Genomic DNA, 8,950 nt, shown 5'->3' on the forward strand with positions numbered 1-8,950 from the left:
CTTTTCTTACCCAAAATCTAGGGATGATCAAAGAAAAAGATGAAGAAGAAATGCTGTGGAAAGTTGATGGCATCGAGTATGTTCTGGATAAAGCAGAGCATTTGGTGAAAAACGCAAAAGAAAGTTTGCTCATCCAAGTTTTGCATGAGAATCTCACGGATTCACTGCTAAAGGCGTTGCAGCAGGCTGAAAAAAGAGTCGATAAGTTTGTACTGATTTATTGACGACGATCAAATTCTTTTTTAATAGTTTTTCCAAAATGTTATATACTTTCGAGCGTGGCACACCTGAGACTTTACTTACTTCATATCCTGTAAGATTGCCTTTTTCCAATAGTGTGGTATACACTCTTGTTTCCATCTCTGAAAAATCATATTTTTTCATGATTTGAATAATCGTTTCCATTGATTGACCCTCGCTTTATTATTAGTAGCTACTACAGTGACTACTATAGTTCCGAACCAACGGATTGTCAACGATAAGTTCAATAAAACACAAATTAATTTTATTGATGCAATAGCGTTTACTCTCATTTTATTGATGATTGTGATTTTACTTGTGAAAAAAATACGTATTTTTTGTGCGGCTGCTGTTTTTTGCACTTTTACACGAAAGTGGTTACAAGTCGATCCTTTAACTTCTCGCTTTGTGTGTTGCCAAAGGCTTGTGAAAACGAAGCGCTTGTGAAAATCGCTAAAGGATTGTGAAAATAATGAACAAACTAGAATGAACAAACTAGATAGTAACTAGACGATCGAACGGATAAAAAGAAAAAGCGGCTGCCGGCAAAGAAATAAGCAAAAAAGTTGAATTAGGCAGCCTTCAAACAGTCGGACACAACAAAAAAGGACTGTGACATACGTCCTCATCCAACAAGTTCAACCGAATCATATGCTATTGCTTTAGATTCCTCGGACTTTTGCGACGAGGAGCAATAAGATATACTATTCGGATCGTGTTACTTGTCGGAGACTTATGGCACAGTCCCTTGGTCCTTCTTTTAGAAAAAAACAGCGATTACTCGATCACAGAGACCTGTCTTAGGCAATCAGCAACAAGTCCCGCTGGTGATCACCATAACTCAATACTTCATCCATCTCAGGAGGCATATACGAGGAGCTAAAACGATAGGATACTTCTATGCTGTGATAGCCGCTGGATAAGCCGTTTTCCTTTGTGATATAGAGCGTTGCCGGACTTAGAACATTCCATTGGACATCGCCAGTCACTGCCAACTCTGCTTCCGTATAAACCACACCTTCGATTTCCCAACGGATCGCTGCTTGAGGGATCTGTTCGCCATCGACTCGGATTGAAATCGGTCTTAGCTGTGACAACCAAACTCCCCGATAGTACATCAAACGAATGTCAAATTGAAATCCTACGATCTCCCCGGCTTTTTTCGTGTTCCGAAATCCCCTTGCTTGAATACATTCTTTTTCTAACATATTGCCTTCCTCACTTTCCTACTAACTCTTTCAACATCAACTGATGGCGTTTGACTTGATCACAAACCACAGCGACTTCGTCTGCTCGCGGCCCTTCATACTCGCTGATCAAATAACCAGACCACTCATTTTCTTGAAGCACTTGGATGATTTCTGGGTAAGGAATCACGACTTCTCTAAACTGCTGGTCCATTTTTAAAAACTTCGCATGGCAGACATAAACATATTTCAAGAGTGGGATCAGTTCTGAGACCTGACTATGTTCTGCTGGTGGTCCTACGAAATCATTTTCCCCAAATCCGACTAATGCGTTATCACCTGTTTGGAACACACCAAAATCAATATTCAGACCAAAATACTTGGTATTTTCCTTTTCGATAAAGGTGACATAGTCATCGATCATCTTAGAATTTAGAACTGTAGGACTGTGGATCTCCGGACACATTCTGACATCGTATTTCTCCGCAAGTGCTAGAGCTCCTTTGATAAATTCCTGCCAATTTTTCACCGGTGTCAATGTATCATCGATTACGCCTAATTTCGTCCGTAAGATTTTAAAACCTAATTGGTTGGCGAGCCTAAAGTCTCTTTCCAGCATCTCGATACTTTCCTTCGTCGTCAATTCACGATTTTTGTATAGCCGAGAATCCACCCAATGCCCATACTCTGCCGGCTCTAATTGATAGTGCTGCAGCTTTTCATGCCAAGAATCAAGCCATTCTTCTTTCACTTGCGGGTAGTGGGGAATATGGGCGTTTGCTAATATCTCGATCCCACTTGCTCCGGTATCTTGAATGTGTTGAAAAATATCATCCAAATCCATTGCGATACCGAACACTTTATTATAACTGTATGCTGTCACGCCTCTTTTGATTTCTTTCATTGTCTTTCCTCCAAATTTTTTTAACAAAAAAGGGCCTTCCCCAGACTGTAACTGGTGTTAAGACCCTTTCGTTGCTATTTAGACGGTTACGGTTCGTTTGCGGATGCCTTCAATTGGCACGGGGATATACGCGGTTCTGGTAACTACTGCCAATTCAATTTCATGCTCCCCAGCCGCCAGCTCCGTTTCCGCTACCCGGATATATAATGGTTCGCCATACTCCCATTTATAGCTAGTCACGGTTGTCATCTCATCTAATGTGAACCAGTCGATTTGATCCACACTGCAAGTAATTGCGCTGCGAGGAACATTGTGCTCATCAACTTTTACGCGAATGTCATTGATCATGGACAAGGGGATCGCCCGATAATAGGTGATATGGGTTTGTAATTCAAAGCCAGTTACTTTATTTTCATGGACTGTCTGTTTAAATGAGTCTTTAATAAATACGTTATTGTCAAACATCTCAGTTTTCACCTTCCAATTCACTAATGATCTCGTGCAACATGTTTTGGTGTGCCGCTACTTGTTCTTTTTCAACCATTGGCTGTCCTGGTAAGATCCAGCGATTGCCTTCGTATTCTGTTGCCACATAGCCATCATAGTTGTGCTCGTGCAAATAAGTTAAGATCTTACGATAATCGATCGAATATTCTTCGCCTGCTTCGGTCATTTCCCATAATTTAAAGTGGAAGTGTTTAACAAATGGCATCACATCATCAAGAACCGATAACGGGGTATTCTCATAGCCGTCAGCCAACATAATATACGCCATGTCACTAGGCTTAGCGATTGCTTGCAATTCTGGTTTTAGTTGATGTTGCTCATCAAAGGCATGAGTGCCATCCAATCCTTGATCAAAAAATGAGTTAAAGTAATCAATAACTGCTGGTGTCACACCAAGGACTTTTTCATTAAATGTATTAAATACCCGTGGGATTCGGTTACAGAAAATTCCAGTATCAATCACTAATCCGCAATAAGGGGAGTTCACTCGCTGCATTTCTTCAATAAATGCTTTCGTCGCGGGTTCCGTAAAACTCATTCCTGCATGAATCTCCAAAGCAATCGTCACGTCATATTTTTCCGCATACGGCAATAAAGGTTCGATAACAAAGCTTGGTACCATTGAAACGAGACGAATCAGTTTAAAGCCTAGTCGATGGGCTAATTTGATTTCATCGATCAATAGATCCACACACTCTCGTTGTGTTAATTCACGGTTGTTATATAAATTGGTGTTCAAGAAAACATCGGCACAGACAGGTTTTGCTTTGGTTTCAGTCATGATGCGATCCCAGTTTGCCAATGTTTCTGCTGTTGGATGTGGCGTCTTGTGCAGCATTTGGTCTGGCAAAATTTCGAACCCTTCTACCTTTAAATCATCTAAATAGTGCATGATGTCTTCTAAGGACATTCTTTTATTCATGTATTCATCTTGTAAGCTATACAAACTCACACAAGTTTTAATCCCCATTGTTTTTTCTCCTCTTCTATAATAAAGTGCCCACTTGTTGGCCCTGTTCTACTTTGCCTGTTTCCGTAAGTTCTAAATAGTTCGCTGACAACTCTGGAAAGACGACAATGACATGATTTTCTCGTTGCTCGGCGGCAATGTGGGCGAGATCCATGCGGGCCAGTTTCGTGTTTGAATGGACTTTTGCGCCTTCTTTTACATACACGTCAAAGGGTGCACCTGCTAAATCGACTGTTTCGATGCCCATATGAACGATGACATCTTGTCCACGATCCGTCTTGATCCCAATGGCATGCTTTGTAGGGAAAATACTGACCACCGTTCCACTGACTGGGCTAAAAATCGTTTCTGCTGCGGGAACGACCGCAAAGCCATCTCCCATCATTTTTTGGGAGAACACTCCGTCTGGTACCTCGGTAATCGCAACAAAGGTTCCGTTTACCGGGGCATAAATGCCATTATCCGGAGCTTTCTTCTTAAAAAAATCAAACATGGGTAATCCCTTCTTTCGCTAAATAGGCTGCACCTAATATTCCTGCTTCATTCCCTAACGTGGCTAACTTCAGCTTTGTGGAGCTTCTCACGGATGGAAACACCGTTTGCTGATAATATGCAGCAATTTTATTCAATAAAAATGCTTTTGCGGCGGAAACCCCACCACCGATGATAATTGCTTCAGGATTTAAGAGGTTGGCGATCATACTACAAGTCATGCCGAGATATTCTGCCACTTCTTCAATGATCCCAATGGCCAACTCATCACCCGATTGCGCCTCTTGAAAAACGATTTCGCATGTTAAGTTCTCATATTGGTTTAATGTCGTTGTAGTTCCTTGACGGTACATTTCCGCCAAATGAACGATCCCTGTTGCACTTGCCAAGGTTTCTAAGCAATTGGTATTGCCACAGGTACAGGTCAATTGATGCTGACAAGCGATAGGAAAGTGGCCAATTTCACCACCAGCACCGCCGACGCCGGCGACGATTTGGTGGTCGATGATCACACCTCCGCCAACACCCGTTCCCAATGTGATAAAAACGAGATTCGCCGCATCATTTCCAGAACCTCGCCATTTTTCACCCAAAGCAGCAACATTCGCGTCATTTTCTAAAAACAAGGGGATGCCTAGTGCCTCTTGAAAACGTTGCTTCACCCTTTGAGGGGCTTCCCACCCTAGATTGAAAGCATGGTGAACGGTGCCATTGATCCGATCAACCGTTCCAGGACAGCCCATGCCGGCGCCAATGAGATTCGCAGCTGTAAGCTTGGATTGTTCCAAAACAGCCTCAATGCTTGCGGTCATATCCGGAACAATGCTTTCTCCGTTATTTGCCACATTTGTCGGCACCGACCATTGGGTAACGATTGTTCCATGTGTATCGATCAGACCAAACTTGATGGTCGTTCCGCCTAAGTCGATACCTAACAAATACTTTTCCATTCACTCACTCCTAGATGACAAAGTTGCGCAAATATTTGGTACTTAATGTCACTGAATTTTTGACCGCTTCATAATTTTTCTCGAAGGCTTTGTCTTCGACTTCGATGCAGGTGTATCCGTCATAGCCGATATCTGTAAGGGCGGAAACGTATTTGCCCCAATCCACATCACCTAAGCCTGGCAATTTGGGACTCATGTAAGCCAGTGGGGTTGCCATGACCCCTACATCTGCCAATTTATCTGGATACACTTTGATATCCTTGTAGTGCACGTGGAAAATTTTGTCTTTAAATTCATAAAGCGGTTTGAGGTAATCGATTTGTTGCCAGACAAAATGGGAAGGATCATAGTTTAATCCCAAATAGTCACTGTCTAAGATCTGGAAGACTTCCCGCCAAATACTTGGTGTCGTCATCAAGTTTTGTCCCCCTGGCCATTCATCTTCTGTGAAGAGCATCGGACAGTTTTCAATCCCGATACGCACCCCGTTTTCTTCCGCGTGTTGGATGATCGCCGGCCATACGTTGGCCACTTCTGCTAAGTTTTCCGAGACGCTTTTGCTGGGCATTCTGCCGATGAATGTCGTCACCAGATCCACTTGTAATAACTTGGCGGCATCGATGACTGTATGCAAGTGATCGATGACTTCTGCTCTTTTTTCCAAGTCTTCATCCAATGGATTTGGGTAATAAGCCAATGCGGAAATCTCGACATTTTTACTTTCACAATAAGCCAAGATCTCTTGAGCTTTTTCGGGAGTCAGATTTTTGGTATCAATATGAGAAACACCGGCATAGCGACGTTCGGCTTTTCCTTGAGGCCAACAAGCGACTTCCACACATTCCAAACCATTTTCAGCAACGATATCGATCATTTCTTCAAAGTTGCTTTGATCAAAAATTGCACTAACGATTCCTAATTTCATTCTTCTACACTCCTTGCCCGATACCCACGCCTGATTCTTTCATCGTCACCACTTGATGCGTCGCTGCGGATTCACGAATCGCATCCACTAATTGCATCAATTGATAAATCTGGTTGGGTTTCACGACTAATTCTTCTTCCCCTTGAACAAAACGCAAATAATTCTCGAAAAACATTTCATGATTGACGAAAACTTCCGGTAATTCTTCTGATACGATTCGTCCTGCTGGCGGTGGACCAAAGGAGCGTGTCGGACCAGCTGGAGTCATCGTTGTTTTGCCACCGACGCTTTGCAGCAGTGCTGTTGTTCGCGTGATCGACCCTTTTGGATCGAATCCGTCAATATTGGCACTTCCCTGATCCCCACCTAGGAACCAGTGACGCTCGAACCAGTTTTCTTTTTCACTAAGCATATACGTTCCTAATTCGACCTGTGCGGTGATACCATTTTCAAAATATAGTTGGATGTTGAAATAGTCATCGACATTTTTATTGATCACGTTGCGAACGGTAGCATAAACGGACTCTAATCGGCTAGGAGCCAGCATATAAAGGATCTGGTCTAAGAGATGAACCCCCCAATCGTAGAGCATACCGCCGCCAAATTCAGGATAGACATGCCAATCATGCATATTGCCGTTAAACCCATACAAGCTGTTTTTGATTGTAAAAATGTCCCCCAGTGTCCCGCTGTCATATACTTCCTTCGCGATACGAAAATCTCGATCCCAGCGGCGTTGATGATGGATCGTGAAACGAACATTAGCCGCTTGGGTCACAGTCATCATCTCTGCAAATTCCGCCGCATTCATCGCCGCTGGTTTTTCACAGATAATATCTTTGCCTGCTTCAGCCACTTTTTTGACCATTTCTAAGTGAAGATGATTAGGAACAGAAATAATGACTGTATTAATATCTGTGTCTAGTAGATCCTCGGCTTTTAAAAAGGTTTGTACGCCTTCTGGTGCGTGTTTCAACTGTAATGCATTGGTATCGCAAACAGCGACTAGCTCTGCAAAATCGAGTTTTGCAATCGTTTCAGCATGGGTCTGACCCATGAAACCAAAACCAATAATTCCAAATTTCAGCATAATTTTCTTTCCTCTCTGATGTACGCAACTCACTGATCCAAAAGATCCGGTGGTTTCGGCAGCGCCATTTTTTACAATTCGACAGGTAATCCTGTTTCCGCTGATTTGTAGATTGCTTCTAAAATTTGCGTAACGACGATTGCTTGTTCTGGTTTGACCAATGGTTCTGTATCATTGATGATCGCATCCACCCACTGCAATGCTTCAGCATCTTTTTGCTCTAATGTAGCTCCTTCAAAGCCAAAAACACCACCGGCATCTGACGGTTCGGTCTGTTCCAATTGGTTGTGGGCCGCACGGTTAAAGACCACATATCCTTGATCAAGGAAGGCTTTACCAAACATCTCGGCACCCGCTTCTGTCCCACATAGTGTTACCTGTGCTTCTTTTGGATTCACCATATTCAATGCCCAGGCAGCTTCAAGGAAAATCGTTGCGCCATTCTCCATTTTGATCAAACCAAAAGCTGAATCTTCTGTTTCAAAAGTTTCTGGATCCCAGCTGCCAAACATATTGCCCATTGGGTTATCTTTTAATTTTTGATATGTGGATCCCAAGACCAGTTTTGGTTTGTAATTGTCCATAAACCATAATGTTAGATCCAATGCGTGGGTACCGATATCGATCAGTGGACCGCCGCCTTGTTTTTCTTTGTCTGGAAAGACGCCCCAAGTTGGTACCCCTTTTCGTCGAATGGCATGAGCCTTTGCAAAATAGATGTCACCTAGTTCTCCCTTGCTGCAGGCATCAAAGGTTGCCAGTGAATCTGCTCGAAAACGATTTTGATAACCAATCGTCAATTTTTTGCCTGTACGTTCGGCAGCATCTAACATTTTCTTGGCTTCTTCATAATTGATGGCCATTGGTTTTTCACACATCACATGTTTTCCTGCTTCTAGTGCTGCAACCGTAATAAAGGAATGTGAAATATTTGGTGTCAAAACATGGATCACATCGATATCTTCTCTTTGCGTCAGCTCAATGTAATCAGTGGTAACGAATGCATCGCTGATGCCATATTCTTCCGCCGCTTTGATTGCTCGTTCTTCAATAATGTCGCAAAAAGCAACCATCTCAACTTTGTCTGCTAATTTTGCTAGTGCTGGAAAATGCTTGCTGTTGGCAATTCCGCCACAGCCGATAAAGCCAAATCGTAATTTATTCATTTCAGTTCCTCCTAATTGTTTTTACATCTCTCATTTTAAAGGGCTTACATTTGTTTTACTCATACAAATACGACGGTTAGCAATCACATCATTTTTACCTTATCGTTCAACTTCCCTTCAAACAACAAAATTAAACCATACTCAAAGGGTAATTTCGCTGAAAGACTCCAAGAAAAAAAGGCGTTGCCAGTCAAAACTAAACGCCTCCGCCAATCGTAATGGGACTGTGTCATAAGTCATCTTCCAACAAGTGAAACCGAATCATACGCTATTACGGTGGATTCCTCTGACTTTTGCGACGAGGAGTCCCTGCACCGCAGGAGCAATACAGGGACTGTGTCATAAGTCATCTTCCAACAAGTGAACCCGAATCATATGCTATTACGGTGGATTCCTCTGACTTTTTGCGACGAGGAGCTACTGCACCGCAGGAGCAATACAGGGACTGTGTCATAAGTCATCTTCCAACAAGTGAACCCGAATCATATGCTATTACGGTGGATTCCTCTGACTTTTTGC

9 protein-coding genes and 2 pseudogenes are annotated in these 8,950 nt (G+C 42.7%); 1 reads left to right on the plus strand and 10 read right to left on the minus strand.

The window, feature by feature from the left end:
- Positions 1-218: pseudogene (locus Q0A12_RS16175) on the plus strand (TrmB family transcriptional regulator); the annotation flags it as partial.
- Here the strand turns inward: Q0A12_RS16175 and Q0A12_RS16180 are convergent.
- The 10 genes and pseudogenes from Q0A12_RS16180 to Q0A12_RS16225 all read right to left on the minus strand — a co-directional run.
- Positions 214-405: pseudogene (locus Q0A12_RS16180) on the minus strand (helix-turn-helix domain-containing protein); the annotation flags it as partial. The pseudogenes Q0A12_RS16175 and Q0A12_RS16180 overlap by 5 nt on opposite strands.
- A 635-nt stretch (positions 406-1,040) precedes the next feature.
- Entirely contained in the window at positions 1,041-1,448 is a 408-nt protein-coding gene (locus Q0A12_RS16185) for a DUF6379 domain-containing protein (RefSeq protein ID WP_291293654.1), read from the minus strand.
- Positions 1,449-1,458: 10 nt separating this feature from the next.
- A complete protein-coding gene (locus Q0A12_RS16190) occupies positions 1,459-2,331 on the minus strand; it encodes a TIM barrel protein (RefSeq protein ID WP_291293655.1) in 873 nt (290 codons plus the stop codon).
- Between the two features lie 78 nt (positions 2,332-2,409).
- Positions 2,410-2,796: a DUF6379 domain-containing protein gene (locus tag Q0A12_RS16195; RefSeq protein WP_291293656.1), complete on the minus strand. Its 387-nt coding sequence runs from the start codon at positions 2,794-2,796 to the stop codon at positions 2,410-2,412.
- 1 nt (position 2,797) lies between these two features.
- Entirely contained in the window at positions 2,798-3,808 is a 1,011-nt protein-coding gene (locus Q0A12_RS16200) for a TIM barrel protein (protein ID WP_291293657.1), read from the minus strand.
- 16 nt (positions 3,809-3,824) lie between these two features.
- Positions 3,825-4,301 carry a PTS glucose transporter subunit IIA gene (locus Q0A12_RS16205; RefSeq protein WP_291293658.1) on the minus strand — a complete coding sequence of 159 codons (477 nt, stop codon included), beginning with the start codon at positions 4,299-4,301 and terminating at the stop codon, positions 3,825-3,827.
- Positions 4,294-5,250, minus strand: a complete 957-nt coding sequence (locus Q0A12_RS16210) for an ROK family glucokinase (RefSeq protein ID WP_291293659.1) — start codon at positions 5,248-5,250, stop codon at positions 4,294-4,296. The genes Q0A12_RS16205 and Q0A12_RS16210 overlap by 8 nt, the downstream gene beginning before the upstream one ends.
- 10 nt (positions 5,251-5,260) lie before the next feature.
- Positions 5,261-6,175 (minus strand): sugar phosphate isomerase/epimerase, encoded by a 915-nt coding sequence (locus tag Q0A12_RS16215; protein ID WP_291293660.1) that lies wholly within the window; start codon positions 6,173-6,175, stop codon positions 5,261-5,263.
- A 4-nt stretch (positions 6,176-6,179) separates the two neighbouring features.
- Positions 6,180-7,265, minus strand: coding sequence for a Gfo/Idh/MocA family oxidoreductase (locus tag Q0A12_RS16220; protein ID WP_291293661.1), 1,086 nt, complete (start codon positions 7,263-7,265; stop codon positions 6,180-6,182).
- 71 nt (positions 7,266-7,336) lie between these two features.
- Positions 7,337-8,431, minus strand: a complete 1,095-nt coding sequence (locus Q0A12_RS16225; RefSeq protein WP_227760737.1) for a Gfo/Idh/MocA family oxidoreductase — start codon at positions 8,429-8,431, stop codon at positions 7,337-7,339.
- Between the last annotated feature and the right edge of the window lie 519 nt (positions 8,432-8,950).

This window comes from Enterococcus sp. (genome assembly GCF_022711995.1).
GTDB lineage: Bacteria > Bacillota > Bacilli > Lactobacillales > Enterococcaceae > Enterococcus_D.

Bases quoted from the DNA above. Each gene is read 5' to 3' on its own strand.
- Q0A12_RS16190 (WP_291293655.1), bottom strand. From the start codon at position 2,331: ATGAAAGAAATCAAAAGAGGCGTGACAGCATACAGTTATAATAAAGTG.
- Q0A12_RS16200 (WP_291293657.1), bottom strand. From the start codon at position 3,808: ATGGGGATTAAAACTTGTGTGAGTTTGTATAGCTTACAAGATGAATAC.
- Q0A12_RS16185 (WP_291293654.1), bottom strand. From the start codon at position 1,448: ATGTTAGAAAAAGAATGTATTCAAGCAAGGGGATTTCGGAACACGAAA.
- Q0A12_RS16205 (WP_291293658.1), bottom strand. From the start codon at position 4,301: ATGTTTGATTTTTTTAAGAAGAAAGCTCCGGATAATGGCATTTATGCC.
- Q0A12_RS16195 (WP_291293656.1), bottom strand. From the start codon at position 2,796: ATGTTTGACAATAACGTATTTATTAAAGACTCATTTAAACAGACAGTC.
- Q0A12_RS16210 (WP_291293659.1), bottom strand. From the start codon at position 5,250: ATGGAAAAGTATTTGTTAGGTATCGACTTAGGCGGAACGACCATCAAG.
- Q0A12_RS16215 (WP_291293660.1), bottom strand. From the start codon at position 6,175: ATGAAATTAGGAATCGTTAGTGCAATTTTTGATCAAAGCAACTTTGAA.
- Q0A12_RS16220 (WP_291293661.1), bottom strand. From the start codon at position 7,265: ATGCTGAAATTTGGAATTATTGGTTTTGGTTTCATGGGTCAGACCCAT.
- Q0A12_RS16225 (WP_227760737.1), bottom strand. From the start codon at position 8,431: ATGAATAAATTACGATTTGGCTTTATCGGCTGTGGCGGAATTGCCAAC.